Origin of the sequence: Pseudomonas sp. KCJK9000 (assembly GCF_046230725.1) — a bacterium.
In the GTDB taxonomy this organism is placed as follows: Bacteria; Pseudomonadota; Gammaproteobacteria; order Pseudomonadales; family Pseudomonadaceae; genus Aquipseudomonas; species Aquipseudomonas promysalinigenes.
In genome coordinates, this window is the sequence record NZ_JBJJLN010000004.1 from 1 (window position 1) to 24,719 (window position 24,719).

Genomic DNA, 24,719 nt, shown 5'->3' on the forward strand with positions numbered 1-24,719 from the left:
ATGGCGCGAGATAGCGTCGTATGAACCAGGCGGTCGCGCGCGGCTGTCACAGGCGAAACTGGCCGAAAACAAACGTAGGAGCGAGCGCAGCTCGCGATGCGCCGCGCGGGCGGCGCTCGATCTCACAGGCGCTAAAAACCCCAAGGCAGGCACCTCTAAGCCCTCTGATCTTACTGTTCAGCCTCTGCGGCCGCGTGCAGTCCAACCGCCACAGTATCAGCCCGGCCGAACGACCTCACCCGTCACCAAATCTCGAATCACACTGGGATTCTTGCGCCCCCCCAGCGCCCCACCCAGTACCAGGTCGAGCTGGCCATGGAAGTACTGCTCCACCCGCAACCGGCTCTTCGCCGCCGGGCGCCCGCCCGGGTTGCATGAAGTGGAAATCAGCGGCCCCACCAGCGCACACAGCTCGCGCACCTGAGGATGATCGCTCACCCGCAGCGCCACGGTATCGTGCTGCCCGGTCACCCACTCAGGCAACAGATCCTGGTGCGGTACCAGCCAGGTGTTCGGGCCGGGCCAGGTGCTGCTCATGCGGTCGATCCAGTCCTCGGGAAAGTCCTCGAACAGAAAGTCGAACTGGCGGATGTTGTCGGCGATCAGGATCAGGCCTTTATCCACAGGTCGCGATTTAAGCGCCAGCAGGCGATATACCGCGTCCTCGTTCCACGGGTCGCAGCCCAGGCCCCAGACCGCTTCCGTAGGGTAGGCGATGACTGCGCCCGCCCTGATCTCACGTGCGGCTTGTTGCACACGAAAACTGCTCACCATTTTGCGTTTCTCCGCCTTGTTGACCTTGCCTGCGCGCAGTGTACTTAGCCGGCGCGGGCAAACCAACGCCCGCCGACATTGCTGACCCGGCCTTCAAGTTCCAGCTCGGTCAACTGCGCCAGCACCTCGGCCAGCGACTGTTCAGTGAAGTGGGCCAGGTTCTCGCTAGTCTGTGGCGCAGCATGGAGCAGGGCAAGCAGCGGGTGAAGTGGCTTTTGCACGACAGCGGGGGGCAGGTTCTGCCAGCCGCGCAGGCTTTCAAGGATCTGGTCTACGCTCTCCACCAGCAATGCGCCGTCGCGAATCAACTGATGGCAGCCCTTGGCCGCAGGGTGGTGGATGGAACCTGGTATTGCGTAAACCTCACGGCCCTGCTCGGCGGCCAGACGAGCGGTAATCAACGAGCCACTGGCCAGGCTCGCCTCGACCACCAGCACACCAAGCGACAAACCACTGATGATTCTGTTGCGCCGCGGGAAGTTGCCAGGCAGCGGCCCGGCATCGAGTGGGTACTCGGAAACCAGGGCGTTGCCGCTATCGATCATCATCCGTGCAAGGTCGCGATGGCGCTGTGGATAAAATTTTTGCAAGCCGGTGCCTAGCACACCAATGGTGCCTCCACCGACCTCCAGTGCCGCCCGATGAGCGGCACCATCTATACCCAGGGCAAGGCCGCTGGTGATGGTGAAACCTGCTTGCGCCAGGTAGCGCGAGAACGCCCTGGCGGTGTCCAGTGCCGGTGGGGTGGCGCGCCTGCTGCCCACGATTGCGACCTGCGGCCGGTCGAGCAGTGCAGGGTCGCCCGCCACGAACAACAAGGGCGGCGCATCGTCGATTTCATTCAGTAAAGCAGGGTAGCCAGGGCCGTCCCACATCAGTAAATGCTGGCCAGGCCGCTCTAGCCAGGCCATGGCAGCCAGCGCGCCATCGCGCACTTCTGGGCTGCGCCGCGCATCGATGGTGGCTTGGCCAACACCCAGCGCGCGCCAGGCAGAGCCCGGCGCACTGAGTGCGGATGATGCGCTGCCAAAGGCTTGGACAAGGGTTCGAAAGCGTCGCAACCCCGTCTCAGGCAAGCGATGCAAGCGTAGTCGGGCTTCCAGTTCTGCAGGCGCACAAGACGACGAATGGTCGTTCAACATACTGATCATCCTTGATCGATACAGGGCCATCTACGTGGCACAACCTGTGGATAAGTCTGTGAGTAACAGTTTGAAAAGCTGTCCATGATTTGCCGGCTATCAGGTCTATAGAGACCGTAGACGAGCTTTCGCAGGTGCTGAAATCAGCGTTTGCCTTTATTATGTGTGTTCAGTTTTCAACCGACAGACAGTGACTGCCTGACCTTATGGCCATCTTGAACATTCTCGAATTCCCCGACCCGCGCCTGCGCACCATTGCCAAACCGGTAACGGTGTTCGACGACGCTCTGCGTCAGCTGATCGACGACATGTTTGAAACCATGTACGAAGCCCCTGGCATCGGCTTGGCCGCGACCCAGGTCAACGTGCACCAGCAAGTCGTGGTCATGGACCTGAGCGAAGACCGCAGTGAACCGCGTGTCTTCATCAACCCAACGGTCGAAGAGCTCACCCACGATATGGGCCAGTATCAGGAAGGCTGCCTTTCGGTACCGGGCTTCTACGAAAACGTCGACCGCCCGCTGCGGGTACGGGTCAAGGCCCAGGATCGCGACGGCAAGCCTTACGAGCTGGAATGCGAAGGCCTGCTGGCAGTGTGCGTGCAGCACGAGTTCGATCACCTCAATGGCAAGCTGTTCGTCGACTACCTGTCACAGCTCAAGCGCGACCGGATCAAGAAAAAGCTGGAAAAACAGCACCGTCAGCAAGCCTGATCCCGACCTTCCAGAAGGCTTGCTCCGGCAAGCCTTCTTCTTTTTGCAAGCGAGAACTCCATGCGCATCGTCTTTGCAGGCACTCCAGAGTTTGCCGCCGAACACCTCAAGGCCCTGCTCGACAGCCCCTACCAGATCGTGGCTGTTTATACCCAGCCCGACCGCCCTGCCGGCCGCGGCCAGAAGCTCATGCCGAGTGCGGTCAAAGCTTTGGCTTTGGCCCATGACATCCCTGTATTGCAGCCGCAGACCCTGCGCAACCCCGAGGCCCAGGCCGAGCTCGCCGCGCTCGAGCCCGACCTGATGGTGGTCGTTGCCTACGGCTTGATTCTGCCGCAGGCAGTGCTCGACATCCCGCGCCTGGGTTGCATCAACAGCCACGCCTCGCTGCTGCCACGTTGGCGCGGCGCGGCACCGATCCAGCGCGCCGTGGAAGCGGGCGATGCTCAGAGCGGCGTGACGGTGATGCGCATGGAGGCCGGCCTGGACACCGGGCCAATGCTGCTAAAAGTGACCACCCCGATCAGCGCTGACGATACCGGCGGCAGCTTGCACGATCGTCTGGCGCAGATGGGCCCGGCGGCTGTGATCCAGGCCATCGCCGGGCTGGCAGATGGTTCATTGCAAGGTGAAGCTCAGGACGATGCCATGGCCACCTATGCACACAAGTTGAACAAGGACGAAGCACGCATCGACTGGAGCCGCCCGGCCGTCGAGCTTGAGCGCCTGATCCGCGCTTTCAACCCTTGGCCGGTGTGCCACAGCACGCTCGACGGCGAGAGCGTCAAAGTTCTAGCCGCCAGCTTGTGCACCGGTACGGGTGCGCCGGGTGAAATCATCTCCGCCAGCAAGGATGGCCTGGTAGTCGCTTGTGGTGATCAGGCGTTGAGCCTGACCCGGCTGCAACTGCCAGGTGGCAAGGCGCTGAACTTCAGTGACTTGTTCAACAGCCGTCGCGAGAAGTTCGCCGCCGGCAAGGTACTTGGCCAATGAACCCGCGCTTGGCCGCCGCCCGTGCCCTCGCAGCTGTACTTAGCGGCAAGGCTTCGCTGAACAGTTCGCTGCCCGGGCAACTGGAGAAGGTCGATGAGCGCGACCGTGGCCTGACCCAAGACTTGGCGTTCGGCACCGCCCGCTGGCAGCCACGCCTGGACCTGCTGGCAGCACAATTGCTGCAGAAGCCGTTCAAAGCCGCCGATGCCGATGTGCAGGCGCTGCTGTTGGTCGGCCTGTACCAGTTGTTCTATTCCCGCATCCCAGCCCATGCAGCGATTGGCGAGACCGTCGGCTGCGCCGACAAGCTCAAGAAACCTTGGGCCAAGGGCCTGCTCAATGCGGTATTGCGCCGCGCCCAGCGCGAAGGCCAAGCACTGCTTGCCAGCATGGAACGCGACCCAGTGGTGCGCACCGCTCACCCACGCTGGTTGCAAAAATCGCTCAAGGCGTTCTGGCCAGAGCAGTGGGAAGCCATCTGCGCCGCCAACAATGCTCACCCGCCAATGATCCTGCGAGTCAACCGCCGCCACCATAGCCGCGAAGCTTACCTGGCGTTACTGACGGCAGCAGGCATTGGCGCCAGCGCCTGCCAGTACAGCCGTGACGGTATCGTACTGGCCCAAGCCTGCGACGTGCGCAGCCTGCCTGGTTTCGCCGAGGGCTGGGTGAGTGTCCAGGATGAAGCCGCGCAACTGGCAGCTGACTTGCTCGAACTGGCACCTGGACAGCGTGTGCTGGATGCCTGCTGCGCCCCCGGCGGCAAGACCTGCCACCTGCTGGAAGCCGAAGCTGGCCTGGGCCAGGTGGTGGCCATCGACCTTGAGGCCAAACGCCTGGCCCGCGTGCGTGAGAACCTTGACCGCCTGCAGCTCGATGCCGAGCTGATTGCCTGCGATGCCCGCGAAACCGCCAGCTGGTGGGACGGCAAGCCGTTCCAGCGGATTCTGCTCGATGCGCCATGCTCGGCCACCGGGGTGATCCGCCGCCACCCGGACATCAAGCTGACGCGCCAGGCCGAGGACATCCCGGCGCTGGCCACGCTGCAAGGCGAACTGCTCGATGCGTTGTGGCCGACCCTGGAGGTGGGCGGCATGCTGCTGTACGCGACCTGCTCGAGCCTGCCGACCGAGAACACCGAGGTGATCGAAGCCTTCCTTGCCCGCACCCCGGGCGCCCGCGAGCTGGACCTGGCCACCGCGGCCGGCCTGCGCCAGCCCCATGGCCGCCAGTTGCTGGCCCAGGAAGGCGGCCATGACGGGTTCTACTATGCCAAGCTGATCAAGATCGCCGCCTCGCGCGGTTAAGCACACAGGGTAGGGAGTAGCGGATGAAGATCATCATCCTCGGTGCAGGGCAGGTAGGCGGTACGCTGGCCGAACACCTGGCCAGCGAAGCCAACGATATCACCGTGGTCGATACCGATGGCGACCGCCTGCGCGACCTCGGCGACCGCCTGGACATCCGTACCGTACAGGGCCGCGGTTCGCTGCCCACGGTGCTGCGCCAGGCCGGTGCCGACGATGCTGACATGCTAATTGCGGTGACCAACAGCGATGAAACCAACATGGTCGCCTGCCAGGTGGCCTATACGCTGTTCCACACCCCGACCAAGATCGCCCGAGTGCGCGAGTCAGCCTACCTCACCCGTGAGGAGCTGTTCGACAATGACCATATTCCGGTCGACGTGCTGATCAGCCCTGAGCAGGTAGTGACCAACTACATCAAGCGCCTGATCGAGCACCCAGGCGCCCTGCAGGTGATCGACTTTGCCGGTGGCAAAGCGCAACTGATGGCAGTGAAGGCCTATTACGGCGGCCCGTTGGTGGGCCAGCAACTGCGTCAGATCCGCGCCCACATGCCCAATGTGGATACGCGCGTTGCGGCCATCTTCCGCCGCGACCGCCCAATTACACCACGCGGCGATACGGTGATCGAAGCCGATGACGAAGTGTTCTTCATCGCCGCAAAGAAGGACATCCGCGCCGTAATGGGCGAACTGCGCCGCCTCGATGAAACCAACAAACGCGTGGTCATCGCCGGCGGAGGGCAAATCGGCGAGCGCTTGGCCGAGGCCATCGAAAGCCGCTACCAAGTGAAGATCATCGAAATGAGCCAAGCTCGTTGCCGTTATCTTTCCGACACCTTGGAAAGCACCGTGGTGTTGCAGGGCAGTGCTTCGGACAAGGACCTGATGCTGGAAGAGAACATCGCCGACGCCGATATATTTCTGGCCCTGACCAACGACGACGAGGCCAACATCATGTCCTCGCTGCTGGCCAAGCGCCTGGGCGCACGCAAGGTGATGACCATCATCAACAACCCGGCCTATGTCGACCTCGTGCAGGGCGGTGAGATCGACATCGCCATCAGCCCGCAGCTGGCCACTATTGGTACATTGCTTGCCCACGTGCGGCGCGGCGATATCGTCAGTGTGCACTCGCTACGCCGCGGTGCGGCCGAGGCCATCGAGGCGGTGGCCCATGGTGACGCCAAGTCGAGCAAAGTGGTTGGTAAAGCCATCGAACATATTACCTTGCCACCGGGCACTACCATTGGCGCGATCATCCGCGACGAGCACGTGTTGATCGCCCACGACGATACCGTTATCGAGTCAGGCGACCATGTGATTCTGTTCGTTGTGGATAAAAAGCACATTCGGGATGTGGAAAAGCTGTTCCACGTCGGCTTGAGTTTCTTCTAGGGGGCAAGCATGCGCGAATCGCTGGAGAAGATGCTGGCCAAAGGTGTGGATAACCCGCTGCTGCGATTCGGCCTGGGTAAAGCCTGGCTGGATGAGGGCAATGGCGCCCAGGCGGCGCTGCACTTGGCATGCTGCGTGGCGCAGGACCCGAAGTACTCGGCTGCTTGGAAGCTGCTAGGCAAAGCCCACCAGTTGCAAGGGGACCTTCCTGCTGCGCGCAAAGCCTGGGAGGACGGCATCCTCGCGGCCCAGGCCCATGGCGATAAGCAGGCCGAGAAAGAGATGGCAGTGTTCCTGAAGAAGCTCAACAAAACGTCTGGTTGAAGCGCGTCGGTAGCAGCGGGTTCACCCGCGATGCGTCGGTAAAGCCAACATCGCATTCGCAGGTAAATCCGCTTGCACAAACGCTTAATACCAGCGCGGCTCGCCTGCCGGGCGCTTCTTGAAGCGCTTCATGCTCCACATGTACTGGCTGGGATACTCGCGCACGTAACGCTCGACGACTTTGCTCATGGCTGCCGCCGATACGTTGACGTCGGTGCTGTACATCTCAGGCGGTGCCGCTTCGAGGAACACCTTGAAACCTGAGCCGTCCGGCAGGCGCAGCGCGTGCAGGAATACCCCCACCGCCTTACCACCTGCCAGCATGTTCGGCACGAACTTGCTGGTCAGCGCCTGAGTGCCCAGGAACGGCACGAACACTCCGGCTGATTCCGCCGGCTCCGGGTCGGCAGGGATACCGACCTGCCCGCCGCGCCGAACTTCCTTGATCACGCTCAGGATGCCTTCCTTGGTCGACGGGGCCACGCGGTTGCCCATCTGCACCCGCTGTTCACGCAACAGGTCATCCACTGCCTTGAGCTTGGGCGGGCGGTAGAAGATGATCGGTTTGCACTGGTTGCAGTAGAAGTGGTTGAGCACTTCCCAGTTGCCCAGGTGGCTGGTGATGCCGACCACACCCTTGCCCGAGGCCAGGGCCTGCTCCAGCACCTCCAGGCCATGCACTTCCTTGACCAGTGCCAGCGAACGCTGCGGCGGCCAGATCCAGGCACAGGCACTCTCGACGAAAGACTTGCCGATGTCCTTCAGCGCCCGGCCAACCAGCTGTTCGCGTTGCGCCGGCTCCATTTCCGGAAAGCACTTGGCCAGGTTGATGCGCACGACGTTGCGCGAACCGTTGGGAACCTTCCACATCAGCCAGCCGATGCCGGCGCCCACACGCTGCACAGCGCCCCAGGGCAGCTTGGCAAACAGACGCAGCACCCCGACCATCAGGGCGCCCTTGAACTTTTCCACAGGCAATTCCTTATTTCAGCAAGGCGCGTATTGTAACCCCTCAGCGCACCAAGGCGGCGTAGCGATCGCAATCGGTGGTGTGATCCATGACCATGCCGGTGGCCTGCATGAAGGCATAGCAGATGGTCGGGCCAACGAAGGTGAAGCCAGCTTTCTGCAACGCCTTGCTCATGGCCTTGGCTTGGTCGGTAACGGCCGGCACATCACTACGGGCCTGGAAGTGGTTGATCTTCGGCTCGCCACCGACAAACGACCAGAGCCACTGCGCAGGGTTATCCACAGCCAGCCAGGCCTGGGCGTTGCGCCGGGCAGCTTTGAGCTTGAGGCGGTTGCGGATGATGCCCGCATCCAGCATCAGCTCCTCGATGCGTTCATCGCTCATGGCGGCCAGTTTCACCGGATCGAAGCCGTACATCACCTGGCGATAACGCTCGCGTTTGCGCAAAACGGTGATCCATGAAAGCCCTGCCTGGAACCCTTCGAGCAAAAGCATCTCGAACAGCAACGCCGGGTCACGCTGGGGCGTCCCCCACTCCTGGTCGTGGTAGGCCTGGTACAACGGATCGTCGGTACACCAAAAGCAGCGTGGCATAAGGCTCCAATGAGTAGAGGGCGAAGCGAATCAGGTTATACTCCCGCTCTTTACATCCGCATCCCCAGATACAGGTGAATTTCGTGAGCCAGCCTACGCCAGCCGTGCGTACCTTCCAAGACCTGATCCTCGCCCTGCAAAACTACTGGGCCGAGCAAGGTTGTGTGGTGCTTCAGCCCTACGATATGGAAGTAGGCGCCGGCACTTTCCACACCGCTACCTTCCTGCGCGCCGTGGGTCCAGAAACCTGGAACGCCGCCTATGTGCAGCCAAGCCGTCGCCCTGGCGACGGGCGGTATGGCGAAAACCCCAACCGCCTGCAGCACTATTACCAGTTCCAGGTGGTACTCAAGCCCAACCCTGCCAACTTCCAGGAGCTGTACCTCGGCTCCCTGAAAGCCATCGGCCTGGACCCGCTGGTCCACGACATTCGCTTCGTCGAAGACAACTGGGAATCGCCGACACTGGGCGCCTGGGGCCTGGGCTGGGAAATCTGGCTCAACGGCATGGAAGTCACTCAGTTCACCTACTTCCAGCAAGTCGGTGGCATCGAGTGCTACCCGGTCACCGGTGAAATCACCTACGGCCTCGAGCGCCTGGCCATGTACATCCAAGGCGTCGATTCGGTCTACGACCTGGTTTGGGCCGATGGCCCGTTCGGCAAGGTCACCTATGGCGACGTGTTCCACCAGAACGAAGTGGAGCAGTCGACCTACAACTTCGAGCACGCCAACGTCGAAAAGCTGTTCGAGCTGTTCGATTTCTATGAAAGCGAAGCCAACCGCCTGATCAAGCTGGACCTGCCGCTGCCGACCTATGAAATGGTCCTGAAGGCCTCGCACACCTTCAACTTGCTGGACGCTCGCCGCGCCATCTCGGTAACCGAGCGTCAGCGTTACATTCTGCGTGTTCGTACCCTGGCCCGGGACGTGGCGCAAAGCTATCTGCAAGCCCGTGCACGCCTGGGCTTCCCGATGGCTACCCCTGAACTGCGTGACGAAGTGTTGGCGAAGCTGGAGGCTGCACAATGAGTGCTCAAGATTTCCTGGTAGAACTGGGCACCGAAGAGCTGCCACCCAAAGCCCTGGCAAGCCTGGGCGATGCCTTCCTGGCAGGCATCGAGAAAGGCCTGCAGGCTGCTGGCCTGAATTACACCGGCAAGCTGGTTTATGCCGCACCGCGCCGCCTGGCCGTATTGATCCGCCAGCTCGACGTGCAGCAGCCTGACCGCAGCATCAACATCGACGGCCCACCCATGCAGGCGGCCTTCAAAGACGGCGAGCCTACTCAGGCTGCCTTGGGCTTTGCCAAGAAGTGTGGGGTCGAGCTGGCCGAAATTGACCAGAGCGGTGCCAAACTGCGCTTCTCTCAGCATATCCCGGGCAAGGCCACCGCCAGCCTGCTGCCGACCATCGTCGAGGACTCGCTGAACGACCTGCCGATTCCCAAGCGCATGCGCTGGGCTGCCAGCCGTGAAGAGTTCGTGCGTCCCACTCAATGGCTGGTGATGCTGTTCGGCGACCAGGTTGTCGATTGCACCATCCTGTCGCAGAAGGCCGGCCGCGAGTCCCGTGGCCACCGCTTCCACCACCCGCAGAACGTGGTCATCAGCGCCCCGGCCAACTACGTTGAAGACCTGCGCAAAGCCTACGTGCTGGCCGACTTCGCCGAGCGCCGCGAGCTGATCAGCAAGCGCACCGCTGAGCTGGCCATGCAGCAGGAAGGCAGCGCAATCGTGCCGCCGGCGCTGCTGGACGAAGTGACCGCCCTGGTTGAGTGGCCAGTGCCGCTGGTGTGCTCGTTCGAGGAGCGTTTCCTTGAGGTGCCGCAGGAAGCCCTGATCACCACCATGCAGGACAACCAGAAGTACTTCTGCCTGCTGGACAGCGAAGGCAAGCTGCTGCCGCGCTTCATCACCGTAGCCAACGTCGAGAGCCGTGACCCCAAGCAGATCGTGCAAGGGAACGAGAAGGTCGTGCGCCCGCGCCTGACCGACGCCGAGTTCTTCTTCAAGCAGGACAAGAAGCAGCCGCTGGAAAGCTTCAACGAGCGCCTGAAGAATGTGGTGTTCCAGGCGCAACTGGGCACTGTCTACGACAAGGCCGAGCGTGTGTCCAAACTGGCAGCGTTCATCGCTCCGCTGATTGGCGGCGACGCTCAGCGCGCTGGCCGTGCCGGCCTGTTGTCCAAGTGTGACCTGGCCACCGAGATGGTCGGCGAGTTCCCTGAAATGCAGGGCGTTGCCGGCTATTACTACGCGCTCAACGACGGTGAGCCCGAAGACGTTGCCCTGGCCCTGAACGAGCAGTACATGCCACGCGGTGCTGGCGCCGAGCTGCCGCAGACCCTCACCGGTGCAGCGGTTGCCATCGCCGACAAGCTCGACACCCTGGTCGGCATTTTCGGCATCGGCATGCTGCCCACCGGCAGCAAAGACCCGTATGCCCTGCGTCGCGCCGCACTGGGCGTACTGCGCATCCTGATCGAGAAGCAGCTGGACCTGGACCTGAGCGCCGCAGTGGAGTTCGCGGTCAAGCAGTTCGGTGCCAAGGTCAAGGCTGCAGGCCTTGCCGAGCAAGTGCTGGAGTTCATCTTCGACCGCCTGCGCGCACGCTACGAAGACGAAGGCATCGACGTTGCAACTTACCTGTCGGTGCGTGCTTTGAAGCCGGCTTCGGCCCTGGACTTCGACCAGCGCGTACAAGCCGTACAGGCCTTCCGTAAGCTGCCTGAAGCCGACGCACTGGCTGCCGTGAACAAGCGGGTGTCGAACCTGCTGAGCAAGGCCGAAGGCGCCATTGCCGAGCAGGTCGAGCCCAAGTACTTCGACAACGCCAACGAGTTCTCGCTGTACTCGGCCATTCAGCAAGCCGACCAGGCCGTGCAGCCGATGGCAGCGGCCCGCCAGTACAGCGAATCGCTCGCCCGCTTGGCGGCTCTGCGCGACCCAGTCGACGCCTTCTTCGAGGCGGTGATGGTCAACGCAGAAGACGCCAAGGTACGTGCCAACCGTTACGCCCTGCTCAGCCGCCTGCGCGGCCTGTTCCTGGGTGTGGCCGACATTTCGCTGCTGGGGTAAGCCTTGAAACTGCTGATTCTCGACCGTGACGGGGTGATCAACTACGACTCCGACGCCTACATCAAGACGCTGGAAGAGTGGGTTCCGATCCCTGGCTCGGTCGAGGCCATCGCGCAGTTGAGCAAGGCGGGCTGGACGGTGGCCGTGGCCACTAACCAGTCTGGCATCGCCCGTGGTTATTACCCGCTGACCACGCTCGAAGCCATGCACGCGCGACTGCGCGAACTGGTGGCCGAGCAGGGCGGTGTGGTGGGCCATATCGTGTATTGCCCGCATGGGCCAGATGAGGGCTGCGACTGCCGCAAGCCCAAGCCTGGCATGCTGCGGGCGATCGCTGAGTATTACCAGGTGAACCTTGAGGGCGTCTGGTTCGTTGGCGACAGCAGCGGTGACCTTCAGGCTGCCCTCGCTGTCGGTGCCCAACCTGTGCTGGTCAAAACCGGCAAGGGTGAGCGGACTCTGGAAAAAGGGGTCCCGCAAAACACACTGATTTTCGACGATCTGGCAGCTATCGCCAGAGCACTTATTTAAACGATGATGCGCCTTTGGGCGTATTTTCCCAGGCGGGCATGACCCGCAACGGTACTTGCCACTATGTCGATCCTGCAGGCGATCAGAATCTTTCTTTTTTACCTGCTGCTGGGCACCAGTTCGCTGCTGTGGTGCACCCTGAGCTTTTTCGTCGCGCCGTTTCTGTCGTTCCCCAAGCGCTACAAGTTCATCAACGTGTACTGGTGCCGCTGCGCACTGTTCCTGGCGCGCACCATCCTCGGTATCAACTACAAGGTCAGCGGTGCCGAGAACGTGCCGAATGAGCCCTGCGTGATCCTGTCCAACCACCAGAGCACTTGGGAAACCTTCTTTCTCTCCCAGTATTTTTCGCCGCTGAGCCAAGTGCTCAAGCGCGAGCTGCTGTATGTGCCGTTCTTTGGTTGGGCCATGGCCATGCTAAGGCCCATCGCGATCGACCGAGATAACCCCAAAGAAGCCCTGCGCCATGTTGCCAGCAAGGGTGACGAGTTGCTCAAGCAGAAAACCTGGGTGTTGATCTTCCCGGAAGGGACCCGAGTACCATTCGGCACCGTGGGCAAATTTTCCCGGGGTGGTACCGCCCTGGCGGTGAATGCTGGGCTGCCCGTATTGCCAATCGCCCACAACGCTGGGAAGTTCTGGCCCAAGACAGGCTGGGGCAAGCGCTCAGGCACCATTGAGGTGGTGATCGGCGAGCCGATGTACGCTGAAGGCACAGGGCCACGGGCCATCGCTGAGCTCAATGACCGCGCTGCCGCTTGGAACGAAGCCACCCAGCGAGCCATGGGCTCCCTGCCGCCAGCTGAGGAAAAGCCGCAGCAACAGATGGCCTGACCTTCTGTGGATAACTTGTGTACAGTTTGTTCGTGAAATGCTTGTTTTACACGCTAAGTGATTGAATTAACTATTTATTTCTAGAGCTAACGATTTCAGTTCGAACGTGCATAAGTTTTTTAAGGCATGAAAAAACCGGCTTTTAAAGCCGGTTTTTTTATCCCTCATCAAACCTTGTCGATGTCCACGTCCTTGGTTTCCTTGAGACAGAATATTCCCACCACCAAGCTGATACCGGTCACCAGCACCGGGTACCAGAGCCCATAGAAGATATCCCCGGTATACACCACCAACGCGAACGAAACGGTGGGCAGGAAGCCACCGAACCAACCGTTGCCGATATGGTAGGGCAGAGACATCGAGGTGTATCTGATCCGCGTTGGAAACAACTCCACCATCACCGCCGCCAGAGGCCCATAAGTCATGGTCGCAATCAGGATCATGGCGACGATCAGCACCACCACCATCACTTGGTTGACCTGTGCTGGGTCTGCCTTGGCCGGGTAGCCTGCCTGCTCGATCGCGGCGCGCATGGCTGTTTCATCGAAGCCATTGATGGTCTTGTCGCCGATGTTCACCACAACATCGCTGCCAGCTACGCTTACCGAGCTGTAAGGCAGCCCCTGTTTGACCAGGAAGGTCTTGACCTTGTCACAGGGGCTGTCGAAGCGGGCCTTACCGACCGGGTCGAATTGGAAGGTGCAGCCTTGTGGGTCAGCCGTTACCACAATGGGTGCCTGGCGGCTGGCCGCATCGATCTGCGGGTTGGCGTAATGGCTCAGCGCCTTGAACATAGGGAAGTACAGCACCGTGGCCAGCAGCAGGCCGAGCATGAGGATCGGTTTGCGCCCGATTCGGTCGGACAGCCAACCAAAGAACACGAAGAACGGCGCGCCGATCACCACGCTGATGATCAACAAGGTGTTGGCCTGAGCCGGGTCCATCTTGAGCATCTGGGTCAGGAAGAACAGCACGTAGAACTGAGCGGTATAGAACGTCACGGCCTGCCCAGCGTTGATACTGAACAACGCTGTGAGTACGACTTTGAGGTTGGGCCAGGAGGTGAACGACTCACGGATCGGCGACTTGCTGACCTTGCCCTGGGCCTTCATTTTCACGAACGCCGGCGACTCATGCATGCTCATGCGGATCCAGGTAGAAATCGCCAGCAAGATAATCGACAGCAGGAACGGCAGGCGCCAGCCCCAAGTTTCGAACTGGTCACCGCTGATATAGCGGCTGCCCAGCACGACCAGTAGTGATAGCAACAGACCCAGCGTAGCCGTGGACTGGATGAAGCCTGTGTGGAACCCACGCTTACCGGGTGGCGCATGCTCAGCCACATAAGTGGCAGCACCACCGTATTCACCACCCAGCGCCAGCCCTTGCAGCATGCGCAACAACACAAGAATGATCGGCGCCGCGATGCCGATGCTGGCGTAAGTGGGCAGCAGGCCAACGGCGAAGGTGGACAGCCCCATCAGTACGATGGTTACCAGAAAGGTGTACTTGCGCCCGATCATGTCGCCCAACCGGCCAAACACCAGCGCACCAAATGGCCGCACCAAAAACCCGGCGGCGAATGCCATGAGCGCAAAAATGAAGGCCGTGGTGTCGTTCACCCCTGCAAAGAACTGCTTGCTGATGACGGCAGCCAACGCCCCATAGAGAAAAAAGTCATACCACTCGAAAACCGTCCCGAGGGATGACGCGAATATGATCTTGCGTTCTTCCCGGCGGCTGGTAGGAGCTGCCGCTGTACCCTGCTCTTGGATGTAATCCGACATCGTTGCTGTCCTCGGCCCGCAGGCCACAGTGATTATTCTTGTTGTTCCACTGCCGGCAGCTTGTGACCGCGAGCTGCCGCTGTTGCACCCTCCTGGGTCAAGGGGTCGGTACTGCGTCTTGGTTCAGGTTGGTTTGGGTGGCCGCTCCTTTAAGGATCAGTTGTGCCGCCTTTTCAGCGATCATCAAGGTGGGGGAACAGGTATTGCCCGACGTGATGTACGGCATGATCGAAGCATCGGCTACACGCAAACCCGGTATGCCGTGCACCCGCAGTTGGTTATCCACAACGTCCAGTGCGCCGCTGCCCATTCGGCAGGTGCCTACCGGATGGAAGATGGTAGTACCGATTTTGCCAGCCGCTTCGAACAGCGCTTCATCGCTTTGCAGGTCTGGCCCGGGCAAATATTCCTTGGGGTCGAACATGGCCAGGGCAGGGGCCTGGACGATGCGCCGAGTCAGGCGGATAGCGTCGGCAGCAACCCGCAGATCCTCGGGGGCACTCAAGTAGTTAGGGTTGATCACAGGCGCGCTGTTCATGTCTGCACCGCCGATATCGATGCGCCCGCGGCTGACTGGGCGCAGGTTGCACACCGAGGCGGTAAACGCCGGGAACGCATGCAGCGGCTCGCCGAAACGCTCCAGCGACAGCGGCTGCACGTGATACTGCAGGTTCGGCGTGGCCTGCTCCTGGCTGGAGCGCACGAATGCGCCCAACTGGCTCGGTGCCATGGCCAGCGGGCCACTGCGGTCATAGAGGTAGCGTAGACCCATGCCCAACTTGCCCCACAGGCTATTGGCCATCTGATTCAGGGTACGCGTGTTGCGGATCTGGTAGATCAAGCGCAGTTGCAGATGATCCTGCAGATTGCCCCCTACGCCGGGCATATCGTGGCGCACAGCGATGCCCAACTGCTCGAGCAATTTACGCGGGCCGATACCGGAGCGCTGAAGAATGCCGGGTGAGCCCACAGCACCCGCACAAAGAATGATCTCGCGACGCGCAGCAAATTCATGCCAGGCGCCTTGCCAGAATGCCTTGACCGCACGTGCGCGGGTATTGCCCAACAACACTTGGTCTACCTGCACCCCAGTGAGCACCGTAACGTTCGGGCGATCTTTGATGGGCCGCAGAAACGCTTTGGCGGCGTTCCAGCGCACACCGCTACGCTGGTTGACCTGAAAGTATCCACAGCCTTGGTTGTCGCCGGTGTTGAAATCGTCGATCTTGCCGATGCCGCTTTGCTCGGCCGCATCGCGAAACGCGTCCAGGATGGGCCAGCTGTAGCGCTGACGCTCGACCCGCCACTCACCCTCTGCACCATGGTGCTCGCTGGCGCCGGCATGATGGTTTTCAGAGGCTTTGAACAACGGCAGCACATCGTTCCACGCCCAGCCGTCGTTGCCTTGCTCGGCCCAATGATCGTAGTCGGCGGCCTGGCCACGCATGTAGATCATGCCGTTGATCGAAGAGCAGCCGCCGAGCACTTTGCCCCGTGGGTAGCCCAGCGCACGGCCGCCCAGACCAGCTTGTGCTTCGGTCTTGAAGCACCAATCGGTGCGTGGGTTACCGATGCAGTAGAGGTATCCGACGGGGATGTGAATCCATGGATAGTTATCGCGCCCACCCGCTTCGAGCAGCAGCACGCGGCAGGAAGGGTCGGCAGACAATCGGTTGGCCAGCAGGCAGCCGGCAGGACCAGCACCTACGACCACGTAGTCGAAGACAGAATCGGCTGATGGCATCTGTAACCTCGCGCCTGATTTTTATTCTTGTTCCGAATCATCTTAGTGAGTAATTTCGTCTTGGGAACACGAAATTTCGCGCAGCCGTTGTGCGTTTTAGCACAGCCATAAGGATCAGCATGTTCGACTGGAACGATCTGCGGTTTTTCCTCGAGTTGCAGCGCAGCGGCCGCCTGCTTACCGCGGCCAAGCGTCTCAACACCACTCACAGCACTGTTGCGCGGCATATCGAGAGCATCGAGAGAAGCCTGGGCACACCCCTGTTCGTGCAGCACGCGCAAGGCTACGAGCTGACCCCGGCGGGGCAAGCGCTGCTCAAGCATGCAGAGGCCATGGAGAACGTTGCTCTGCTGGCGCAGGAAGAAATCACCCAGGCCATCGCGCCCCTGGGCAAGATTCGTCTGGGGGTGACCGAAGGCATCGGCATCATGTTCTTCACCCCGCGTATGAACGAACTATTCGCCCGTTACCCAGGGTTGGAAGTGGAGTTGGTGGCAGTACCGCGTTTCGTCAGCATCCTCAACCGCGAGGCCGAAATCAGCATCCACCTGGAGCGGCCCAACGCCGACTTGCTGATCACCCGCAAGCTCACCGACTACCGCCTGGCGCTGTATGCAAGCCAAGCCTATCTGGACCGGGCGCCCCCCCTGCGTAATCGCGAGGACCTGGCCCGGCATAGCTGGATCGGCTACGTCGACGACCTGCTGTTCAGCCAGGAACTGCTGTTTCTCAACAGCTTCTGTCGCTCACCGCACGTGGTATTTCGCAGCACCAGCGTAATAGCCCAGCAAAGCGCTGCCCGCGCAGGGCTGGGCATCGCCGTGCTACCCAACTACATGGCGCGCCAAGACCCAACGCTGGTGCGCGTTCTGCCCAGCGAAACCATCCAGCGCAGCTATTGGATCTGTACCCGCCGAGAGTTGCACAAGTCGGTGCGCCTGCGTGTGGTTTGGGACTACCTGTTGGCACTGTGTGCGGCGCAACAGCATGAACTGCTAGCCCCATAGCGCCTTGGCGGCCAACAGCAGAGCGGCCAGCCAGCCGGCAACGGCGAACATTTGTTGCAGGCGCGGCCCAGCAATGCGAGTGGCCAAGGGCCTGGCCAGCAGCAGCCCGACCACGGCACCGACAGCGAAAGGTGCGCCGATCCTCCAGTGCATGACCCCGGCCAGGCTGGCGCTGACCACGCCGCCGATCGATACCAGTGCGATAACGGCAAGGGATGTCGAGACGATGCTATTCATGCGCAAGTTGGTATAGCGGTTCAATGCCGGAATGATCACGAAGCCTCCACCCACTCCCAGCAGGCCAGAAAGCAAGCCGGACGTCGCCCCGGTCAATGCCAGGGCGCGCGCGCAGGGTAGCGTCCAGCGCAGGCGACCCTGCAATGGGTTCAGCACGCAAGGCTCGATGTAGCGATGGGCTTCATTGCCCTGGCCGCGCAGGGCGTCGGCCGCCTTGCGCCATATGCGTAGGCAGGCATAGACCAATACGGCGGCGAACACCAACGCCAAGGGTGTATTGGGCAAACGGTGGGCCAGCATCAGGCCCAATGGCGCTGCCGCAATACCGATCACAGCGATGAACAGCGCCGCGCGATAACGCACCAACCCCTCGCGTAAACCTAGAAGCGCCCCCACTGTTGCCGCCAATCCGACGGCCAGAAGGCCGATGGGTGCGGCCTCCACCATCGACAAGCCCAGGCCGAAAACCAGCAGCGGCACTGCCAGGATGCCACCCCCAGCACCGGTAAGCGCCAGCACGGCACCAATGATCGCGCCAAGGCCTGCGCCCAGCAGTTGCTGTTCGATCACTGCTTAGCCTCGGCTTTCAACGGTTGCGGGCGGGCCAACCACTCACGGCCTTTGAGCATCGCCTGCCAGTACAAGGACGGCAAGACCCGCGCCTTGAGTAGCCAGGCCAAGCGTGATGGCTGGCGTCCATCGAGCAACCAGCGGGGGAAACTCGGCGCAAGCTTGCCACCATACGTGAATTCAGCCAGCACGATCTTGCCGCGTTCTACGGTCAACGGGCAGGAGCCGTAGCCGTCGTACTGGGCCAGGGCAGGCAACCGGCCGAGGGCCACCAGCACGTTGTTGGCCACCACGGGTGCCTGCTTACGGGCGGCCGCGGCGGTTTTAGCATTGCTGGTGCTGGCCACGTCACCCAAAGCGTGGATATTGCCGAACTGGCGATGGCGCAGAGTATGGGGGTCGACATCGACCCAGCCGGCAGCGTCGGCCAGGGGGCTTTGGCGAATGAAGTCTGGGGCAACTTGGGGAGGAACCACGTGTAGCATGTCGAAGGTTTCGCTACGGGTTTCGCTGGTGCCGTCGGCAAGCGTACGCATGAAGGTGGCACGCCGGTTGGAGCCATCCACGGCTACCAGGCGATGGCTGTAATTGAGGTCAACGCCATACTTTTCGATATAGGCCATCAAGGCTGGGACATAGTCCGGCACGCCGAACAGCACGCCTCCAGCATTGAAAAAGCTCGCCTTAACATGGCCGAGCCGTCCGTTGCGCAGCCAGTGGTCACAGGACAGATACAGCGCCTTTTGCGGTGCCCCTGCACACTTGATGGGCATCGGTGGCTGGGTGAACAGTGCGCGCCCTTGCTTGAGCGTTTGCACCAGCTCCCAGGTATAGGGAGCGAGGTCGTAGCGGTAGTTGGAAGTGACGCCGTTGCGGCCAAGGGTTTCGCTGAGCCCCTCAATGGCGTCCCAGTCCAGCTTCAGGCCTGGGCAGACCACCAGTTGTTCATAACTGATGGCACGACCCGTTTCAAGGCTGACCAGCTGGCGCTTGGGGTCAAAGCCCTGAACCCGCGCCTTGATCCAGCGCACGCCGCTCGGGATGGCTGAAGCCATGGTCCGGGCAGTGCTCGGCGCGGTGAATACACCCGCGCCAACCATGGTCCAGCCCGGCTGGTAGTAATGCACATCGGCAGGGTCGATCAGGGCGATGTCCAGTGACGGGTCACGGGCGATCAAGCTTGAGGCGGTAGCGATACCGGCGGCACCGGCACCGACGATGACCACTTTGTGGTGGTCTGTATTGGCAGGCATGGCAGTCAATCCTGAGAATTCTTGGTATGGGGCAGGGCGGTCACAGCGTATTCAGCGGGATCTTCAGATAGCTCACGCCGTTTGGTTCAGGTTCGGGGAGCTGACCTGCGCGCATGTTCACCTGCACCGATGGCAGGATCAGTACCGGCATCTCGAGGGTTTTGTCGCGCGCCTCACGCATGACGACGAAGCTGTCCTCATCGATACCCTGGTGAACGTGGATGTTGCTGGCGCGTTGTTCGGCCACGGTGGTGACGTACTGCATCGCACGCCCGCCCGGCAGGTAGTCATGGCACATGAACAAGCGCGTCTGATCAGGAAAAGCCAGCAAGCGGCGGATCGAACGGTACAAGGTACGGGCGTCGGCGCCGGGGAAGTCGCAGCGGGCGGTGCCATAGTCAGGCATGAAGAGCGTATCGCCAACGAACAACGCACACTCGCCAGCGTCCGCTACCATGAAGCTCATGCAGGCCGGGGTATGCCCCGGTGTGTGCAGCGCACGGGCCTGCAAATTACCGATGCAGAACCCTTCTTCGTCTTCGAACAGCACATCGAACTGGCTGCCATCTCGGGCAAAGCCTGGCTCTGCATTGAACAGCGTGCCGAAGACTTTCTGAACCTGAGTAATGTGTGCACCGATGGCCGTATGCCCTCCCAGCTTGCCCTTGAGGTAAGCCGCTGCCGAGAGGTGATCGGCATGCACATGGGTGTCCAAAACCCACTGCACCTTAGCTTTGAGCTGTTGCACACGTTCGATCAGACGATCCGCCGAAGCAGTGCTGGTGCGCCCTGACTTGGGGTCGTAGTCCAGCACACTGTCGATCAGTGCGCATTGCTGGGTTGCCCGGTCCATGACCAAGTAACTGATAGTCGAAGTCGCCTCGTCGTAGAAGGCGTCCACGTGAAGGTTGTTGCCGATGATCATCACGCTCTCCAGGTAGTCTGTCAGGCGCTGTACCCGCCAAAACAGTTGAAGGAGGTTTATCAAGATACATGCCAGACGTTCGCCAGTGAGCAAGCCAATGAATACGGGCGGCTTAGCAGGGATGCATCGAAGGATGGCAGCCGCTTTGGCAGTAGACTGTCAGCCAATGGCAGTGTTTGGCAGTCCTTGCTACCCTGCGCCGATCAATCCAATGGTGCTGTGATGCCTGAATTTCATCCACACATCCTAGCTTTGGTGTCTTTCCTTGAGCACGATGCATTGCCCACCATCGTGCTGGATACCGACTACAACATCCTCGCGGCCAATGCAGCCTATCGGCGACAGTTCGGCCAGGACGAGCAGGCCCCGCTAGGTGAGAAATGTCATCGGGTATCGCATCACTACGCCGTGCCATGTGACCAGGCCGGTGAGCACTGCCCGATGCGCAAAGCGTGGGAAAGCAAAACCCCTGAACGGGTGCTGCATATTCATCACACGCCACGCGGCCCCGAGCATGTGGATGTGGAGTTACGACCAATCCTCGATGAGCAGGGTAGGGTGGTGGCCTTCGTCGAGCGGCTCACCAGCATCACGTTAGCTTCAGCACAGCCGCAACAGCAGGGATTGGTCGGCCGCGCCCCCGCCTTCAAGGCAGCACTGGCCAGTTTGCAGCGCGCTGCCCCGGCACAGATCCCCGTGTTGCTTCAGGGTGAGTCGGGCACCGGTAAAGAGCTGTTCGCCCGCGCCATTCACATGGGTAGCCCACGGGCCAATGGCCCGCTTGTGGTTGTCGACTGCACGGGCCTTACCGAGTCGCTGTTCGAGAGCGAATTGTTCGGCTATGAGAAGGGGGCTTTCACTGGTGCCAATCAGCGCAAGATCGGCCTGGCCGAAGCCGCCCATGGCGGTACCCTGTTTCTCGACGAGATCGGCGAGGTGCCGCTGGCCATGCAAGTTAAATTGCTGCGTCTGATCGAGTCCGGCAGCTTCCGCCCAGTGGGCAGCTTGCGAATCGTCCATTCCGATTTTCGTCTGGTATCAGCAACCCATAAACCGCTGAAGCAGATGGTTGCCGAAGGCACGTTCCGGGAAGACCTGTACTACCGCATCAGCGGCTTTCCCATTCGCTTGCCAGCATTGCGCGAGCGCTTGGAGGATCTAGAGCTGCTGGCAGCAACCTTGTTGCAACGCACGGGTGGTAAAACCACACCTCGTCTGACAGAAGCCGCTGTTCAGCATCTCAAGCTGCATGGGTTTGCGGGCAACATTCGGGAGCTGCGTAACATCCTCGAGAGGGCGAGCCTATTTGCCGATGACGGGCTGATTCGCCCAGAGCATCTGCCTGAGGACATTGGGTCACCACGGGTGTCCACCCAAACCGGAGGTAAGCGGCACGATCTAGGCGATCTGGCTCGAGCACTCGAACAGTTTCAGGGTTCACGTAGCGAGCTGGCACGCCATCTTGGCTTGAGTGAACGAACCTTGTATCGCCGCTTGAAATCCCTAGGCCTCAAATAACGGTATGAGCATCTTTACCTGACCTTTACCTGTGCCCTGACATTGAACGACAAATGCTGTGGTCTTATGGGTTAACCGCACCAGCCATGAATTGACACTCGCCCAGTGTTCAACATGCAGAGGATTACCCATGAAAAAGACTATGACCGTGCTCTGCGCCGCACTTGTGCTCAGCACCCCGTTGGCGAGTTTCGCGCAACCAGGCCCTGACCGTCACGAAGGCGGTCCCGGCCCAGGCCATCAGGATCACCGCCCCCCTGGGCCACCGGAACGGCACGACCGTCATGACAATGGTCGTCATGCGCCCTATCACAATCCCAATTTCCGACCTGAAGCTGGCATGCCGATGCCCCATCAGCAATGGCACCGTGGCTATGTGGTAGAACCACGCTACCGCGCCGACCGCTATTGGGTAACCGACTGGCGTGCCCGCCACCTCGATGCACCGCCACGCGATCACCGTTGGTTGTATGTGAATGGTGATTACGTGTTGGTCGCCATTGCCACGGGGGTAGTAGTCAGCGTGCTCGCAGGTTACTGAGGCTCAACCAAAAAAAACGCCCGCAGAAGCGGGCGTTTTTATTGGGCGCAAAGTGGATCAGAAGTCCAAGTTCGACACCGACAGCGCGTTGCTTTCGATAAAGTCGCGGCGGGGCTCGACCGCATCACCCATGAGGGTGTTGAAGATCTGGTCAGCAGCAATGGCGTCTTCGATGGTGACCTTGAGCATACGGCGCACGGTTGGATCCATGGTGGTTTCCCACAGCTGCTCCGGGTTCATCTCACCAAGTCCTTTGTATCGCTGGATGGTGTGACGCTTGGTGCTCTCGTTCATCAACCAGTCGAGGCCTTCCTTGAACTCGGTGATTGCCTTGCGGCGCTCACCGCGCTGTACATAGGCGCCTTCACCCAACAGGGTAGAGAGCTTTGCACCCAGGTTGACCACCGAGCGATAGTCGTTGCTGCCAAAGAAGTCGCGGTTGAAGGTGACGTAACTGGCCAAGCCATGGGAGGTGATTTCCACCTCTGGCAGCCAAACATTGCGCTCCTTGTCTTCGCGCAGGCTGGACTTGTAGACCAGGCCCGATTTCTGGCTGTTGTTCAGGCGACCCTGAAACTTCTCAAGCCAGGCTTGCATCACGGCATGGTCGCCCAGTTGCTCGAGGGTGACTTCCGGCAGGTAGATGAAGTGCTCGGTGATGTCTTCCGGATACAAGCGTGACAGGCGCTTGAGCGTTTTCATCACAGCACGGAACTCATTCACCAAGGTTTCGAGCGGTACGCCAGAAACGGCTGGTGCCGATTCATCCAGGTGCAGGCTGGCGTCTTCGAGGGCCGATTGGGTCATGTACTCTTCCATGGCCTCGTCGTCCTTGATGTATTGTTCCTGCTTGCCCTTTTTCACCTTATACAGCGGCGGCTGGGCAATGTAGATGTAGCCGCGCTCGACCAACTCTGGCAACTGGCGGAAGAAGAAGGTCAGCAGCAGAGTACGGATGTGCGAACCGTCGACGTCAGCATCGGTCATGATGATGATGTTGTGATAGCGCAGCTTGTCGATGTTGTACTCATCGCGGCCAATGCCACAGCCCAGCGCAGTGATCAAAGTGCCCACTTCCTGGGACGAGATCATTTTGTCGAAGCGCGCTTTCTCGACATTGAGGATCTTGCCTTTGAGCGGCAGGATCGCCTGGGTACGGCGGTTGCGGCCTTGCTTGGCCGAACCACCTGCGGAGTCACCCTCCACCAGGTACAGTTCGGAAAGGGCAGGGTCCTTCTCTTGGCAGTCTGCCAGTTTGCCCGGCAGGCCAGCGATATCCAGCGCGCCTTTACGTCGGGTCATTTCACGGGCTTTACGAGCCGCTTCACGAGCACGGGCAGCGTCGATCATCTTGCCGACGACGGCCTTGGCTTCGTTCGGGTTTTCCAGGAGGAAGTCGGCGAAGTACTTGTTCATCTCTTGTTCAACGGCGGTTTTCACCTCCGAAGAAACCAGCTTGTCTTTGGTCTGCGAGCTGAACTTAGGATCAGGCACTTTCACCGAGATGATCGCGGTCAAGCCTTCACGAGCGTCATCACCCGTAGTGGCGACCTTGTTCTTCTTGGCCAGACCTTCCTGCTCGATGTAGCTGTTCAGGCTACGTGTCAGCGAGGAGCGGAAGCCGACCAAGTGCGTTCCACCGTCACGCTGCGGAATGTTGTTGGTGAAGCACAGCAGGTTTTCGTTGAAGCTGTCGTTCCATTGCAGGGCAATCTCGACACCCACACCGTCATCGCGTTGGACATTGAAGTGGAAGACCTGAGAGTTGATCGGGTTCTTGTTGGTGTTGAGGTACTCAACGAACGCGCTCAAACCGCCTTCATACTTGAAGAACTCTTCCTTACCCGAGCGCTCATCCTTCAACAGGATGCCGACACCCGAGTTGAGGAACGAAAGCTCGCGGATCCGCTTGGCCAGGATGTCCCAGCTGAAGTGGATGTTCTTGAAGGTTTCTGCCGAAGGCTTGAAGTGAATGTGGGTACCGGTGGCTTCGCTATCGCCGACGATGGCCATTGGCGCCTGTGGAACACCATGAACGTAAGTCTGTTCCCAGATCTTGCCGCTACGGCGCACGGTCAGCACTAGCTTTTCAGACAGTGCGTTCACTACCGAAACACCTACACCGTGCAAACCGCCGGATACTTTGTAGGAGTTGTCATCGAACTTACCGCCAGCGTGCAGTACGGTCATGATGACCTCGGCTGCAGATACGCCTTCCTCTTTATGCACATCGACCGGAATACCACGGCCGTTGTCACGCACGCTGATCGATTCGTCAGGGTGGATGATGACGGTAATGTCATCGCAATGGCCGGCAAGGGCTTCGTCGATCGAGTTGTCGACCACCTCGAAGACCATGTGGTGCAGGCCGCTACCATCATCGGTGTCGCCAATGTACATGCCGGGACGCTTGCGTACGGCATCCAAACCTTTCAGCACCTTGATGCTGGAGGAGTCGTACGTTTGATTTTCGCTCATG

The 24,719-nt window shown here is 60.6% G+C and carries 22 protein-coding genes; 12 read left to right on the top strand and 10 right to left on the bottom strand.

From position 1 onward, the window contains the following. Positions 1 to 216: 216 nt before the first annotated feature. Positions 217 to 774 (bottom strand): L-threonylcarbamoyladenylate synthase, encoded by a 558-nt coding sequence (locus ACK59H_RS02895; RefSeq protein WP_060479098.1) that lies wholly within the window; start codon positions 772 to 774, stop codon positions 217 to 219. Positions 775 to 818: 44 nt separating this feature from the next. Next, positions 819 to 1,916 (bottom strand): DNA-processing protein DprA, encoded by a 1,098-nt coding sequence (dprA, locus tag ACK59H_RS02900; protein ID WP_060479085.1) that lies wholly within the window; start codon positions 1,914 to 1,916, stop codon positions 819 to 821. Between the two features lie 206 nt (positions 1,917 to 2,122). Between dprA and def the strand changes: the two genes are divergently transcribed. The 5 genes from def to ACK59H_RS02925 are packed head-to-tail and all read left to right on the top strand — an operon-like array spanning position 2,123 to position 6,650. Continuing rightward, positions 2,123 to 2,629, top strand: a complete 507-nt coding sequence (gene def, locus ACK59H_RS02905) for a peptide deformylase (RefSeq protein WP_003260000.1) — start codon at positions 2,123 to 2,125, stop codon at positions 2,627 to 2,629. A gap of 60 nt (positions 2,630 to 2,689) precedes the next feature. Then, complete coding sequence (gene fmt / locus ACK59H_RS02910; protein ID WP_060479086.1) at positions 2,690 to 3,622, top strand: methionyl-tRNA formyltransferase; 933 nt, start codon at positions 2,690 to 2,692, stop codon at positions 3,620 to 3,622. Next, on the top strand, positions 3,619 to 4,929 hold the full coding sequence (gene rsmB, locus ACK59H_RS02915) for a 16S rRNA (cytosine(967)-C(5))-methyltransferase RsmB (protein ID WP_186476100.1): 1,311 nt from the start codon (positions 3,619 to 3,621) through the stop codon (positions 4,927 to 4,929). Before fmt ends, rsmB begins: the two co-directional genes overlap by 4 nt. A 23-nt stretch (positions 4,930 to 4,952) precedes the next feature. Beyond that, entirely contained in the window at positions 4,953 to 6,326 is a 1,374-nt protein-coding gene (trkA, locus tag ACK59H_RS02920; protein WP_060479088.1) for a Trk system potassium transporter TrkA, read from the top strand. Between the two features lie 9 nt (positions 6,327 to 6,335). Then, positions 6,336 to 6,650: a hypothetical protein gene (locus ACK59H_RS02925; protein ID WP_060479089.1), complete on the top strand. Its 315-nt coding sequence runs from the start codon at positions 6,336 to 6,338 to the stop codon at positions 6,648 to 6,650. Positions 6,651 to 6,734: 84 nt separating this feature from the next. On the opposite strand, the gene ACK59H_RS02930 is transcribed toward ACK59H_RS02925, so the two are convergent. Both ACK59H_RS02930 and ACK59H_RS02935 read right to left on the bottom strand, forming a co-directional pair. Then, positions 6,735 to 7,622 (bottom strand): lysophospholipid acyltransferase, encoded by an 888-nt coding sequence (locus ACK59H_RS02930; RefSeq protein ID WP_186476102.1) that lies wholly within the window; start codon positions 7,620 to 7,622, stop codon positions 6,735 to 6,737. 40 nt (positions 7,623 to 7,662) lie between these two features. Next, positions 7,663 to 8,214: a DNA-3-methyladenine glycosylase I gene (locus ACK59H_RS02935; RefSeq protein ID WP_060479091.1), complete on the bottom strand. Its 552-nt coding sequence runs from the start codon at positions 8,212 to 8,214 to the stop codon at positions 7,663 to 7,665. Between the two features lie 83 nt (positions 8,215 to 8,297). Between ACK59H_RS02935 and glyQ the strand changes: the two genes are divergently transcribed. The 4 genes from glyQ to ACK59H_RS02955 all read left to right on the top strand — a co-directional run bounded on the left by glyQ (position 8,298) and on the right by ACK59H_RS02955 (position 12,658). Beyond that, positions 8,298 to 9,245, top strand: coding sequence for a glycine--tRNA ligase subunit alpha (gene glyQ, locus ACK59H_RS02940; protein WP_060479092.1), 948 nt, complete (start codon positions 8,298 to 8,300; stop codon positions 9,243 to 9,245). Then, positions 9,242 to 11,293 carry a glycine--tRNA ligase subunit beta gene (gene glyS / locus ACK59H_RS02945; protein WP_060479093.1) on the top strand — a complete coding sequence of 684 codons (2,052 nt, stop codon included), beginning with the start codon at positions 9,242 to 9,244 and terminating at the stop codon, positions 11,291 to 11,293. The genes glyQ and glyS overlap by 4 nt, the downstream gene beginning before the upstream one ends. Before the next feature lie 3 nt (positions 11,294 to 11,296). Next, positions 11,297 to 11,824, top strand: a complete 528-nt coding sequence (gmhB, locus tag ACK59H_RS02950) for a D-glycero-beta-D-manno-heptose 1,7-bisphosphate 7-phosphatase (RefSeq protein ID WP_060479094.1) — start codon at positions 11,297 to 11,299, stop codon at positions 11,822 to 11,824. A gap of 63 nt (positions 11,825 to 11,887) precedes the next feature. Beyond that, positions 11,888 to 12,658 carry a lysophospholipid acyltransferase family protein gene (locus tag ACK59H_RS02955; RefSeq protein WP_060479095.1) on the top strand — a complete coding sequence of 257 codons (771 nt, stop codon included), beginning with the start codon at positions 11,888 to 11,890 and terminating at the stop codon, positions 12,656 to 12,658. Between the two features lie 167 nt (positions 12,659 to 12,825). Here ACK59H_RS02955 and ACK59H_RS02960 read toward each other — a convergent pair whose 3' ends face one another. Both ACK59H_RS02960 and ACK59H_RS02965 read right to left on the bottom strand, forming a co-directional pair. Further along, a complete protein-coding gene (locus ACK59H_RS02960; protein ID WP_397468558.1) occupies positions 12,826 to 14,445 on the bottom strand; it encodes an MFS transporter in 1,620 nt (539 codons plus the stop codon). A gap of 97 nt (positions 14,446 to 14,542) precedes the next feature. Beyond that, positions 14,543 to 16,189: a GMC family oxidoreductase N-terminal domain-containing protein gene (locus tag ACK59H_RS02965; RefSeq protein WP_060480537.1), complete on the bottom strand. Its 1,647-nt coding sequence runs from the start codon at positions 16,187 to 16,189 to the stop codon at positions 14,543 to 14,545. Between the two features lie 119 nt (positions 16,190 to 16,308). Here ACK59H_RS02965 and ACK59H_RS02970 point away from each other — a divergent pair, with 119 nt between their 5' ends. Further along, the gene (locus tag ACK59H_RS02970) at positions 16,309 to 17,196 is read left to right on the top strand and encodes a LysR family transcriptional regulator (RefSeq protein ID WP_060480538.1); all 888 of its coding nucleotides are present in this window, start codon (positions 16,309 to 16,311) and stop codon (positions 17,194 to 17,196) included. Here the strand turns inward: ACK59H_RS02970 and ACK59H_RS02975 are convergent. From ACK59H_RS02975 to ACK59H_RS02985, 3 genes are read right to left on the bottom strand one after another with little or no spacing between them, the layout of a single operon-like run. Further along, positions 17,185 to 18,003: a sulfite exporter TauE/SafE family protein gene (locus tag ACK59H_RS02975; RefSeq protein ID WP_060480539.1), complete on the bottom strand. Its 819-nt coding sequence runs from the start codon at positions 18,001 to 18,003 to the stop codon at positions 17,185 to 17,187. The two genes, ACK59H_RS02970 and ACK59H_RS02975, sit on opposite strands and share 12 nt — an antisense overlap. Further along, positions 18,000 to 19,256, bottom strand: a complete 1,257-nt coding sequence (locus ACK59H_RS02980; RefSeq protein ID WP_371326799.1) for an FAD/NAD(P)-binding oxidoreductase — start codon at positions 19,254 to 19,256, stop codon at positions 18,000 to 18,002. Before ACK59H_RS02980 ends, ACK59H_RS02975 begins: the two co-directional genes overlap by 4 nt. 40 nt (positions 19,257 to 19,296) lie before the next feature. Continuing rightward, positions 19,297 to 20,181 carry an MBL fold metallo-hydrolase gene (locus tag ACK59H_RS02985; protein ID WP_060480541.1) on the bottom strand — a complete coding sequence of 295 codons (885 nt, stop codon included), beginning with the start codon at positions 20,179 to 20,181 and terminating at the stop codon, positions 19,297 to 19,299. Positions 20,182 to 20,403: 222 nt separating this feature from the next. On the opposite strand from ACK59H_RS02985, the gene ACK59H_RS02990 reads away from it, so the two are divergent. Both ACK59H_RS02990 and ACK59H_RS02995 read left to right on the top strand, forming a co-directional pair. Beyond that, the gene (locus tag ACK59H_RS02990; RefSeq protein WP_060480542.1) at positions 20,404 to 21,699 is read left to right on the top strand and encodes a sigma-54-dependent Fis family transcriptional regulator; all 1,296 of its coding nucleotides are present in this window, start codon (positions 20,404 to 20,406) and stop codon (positions 21,697 to 21,699) included. Between the two features lie 130 nt (positions 21,700 to 21,829). Further along, on the top strand, positions 21,830 to 22,240 hold the full coding sequence (locus tag ACK59H_RS02995) for an RcnB family protein (RefSeq protein ID WP_060480543.1): 411 nt from the start codon (positions 21,830 to 21,832) through the stop codon (positions 22,238 to 22,240). A 57-nt stretch (positions 22,241 to 22,297) separates the two neighbouring features. On the opposite strand, the gene gyrB is transcribed toward ACK59H_RS02995, so the two are convergent. Next, the gene (gene gyrB / locus ACK59H_RS03000; RefSeq protein ID WP_409264243.1) at positions 22,298 to 24,718 is read right to left on the bottom strand and encodes a DNA topoisomerase (ATP-hydrolyzing) subunit B; all 2,421 of its coding nucleotides are present in this window, start codon (positions 24,716 to 24,718) and stop codon (positions 22,298 to 22,300) included. Position 24,719: the final 1 nt, after the last annotated feature.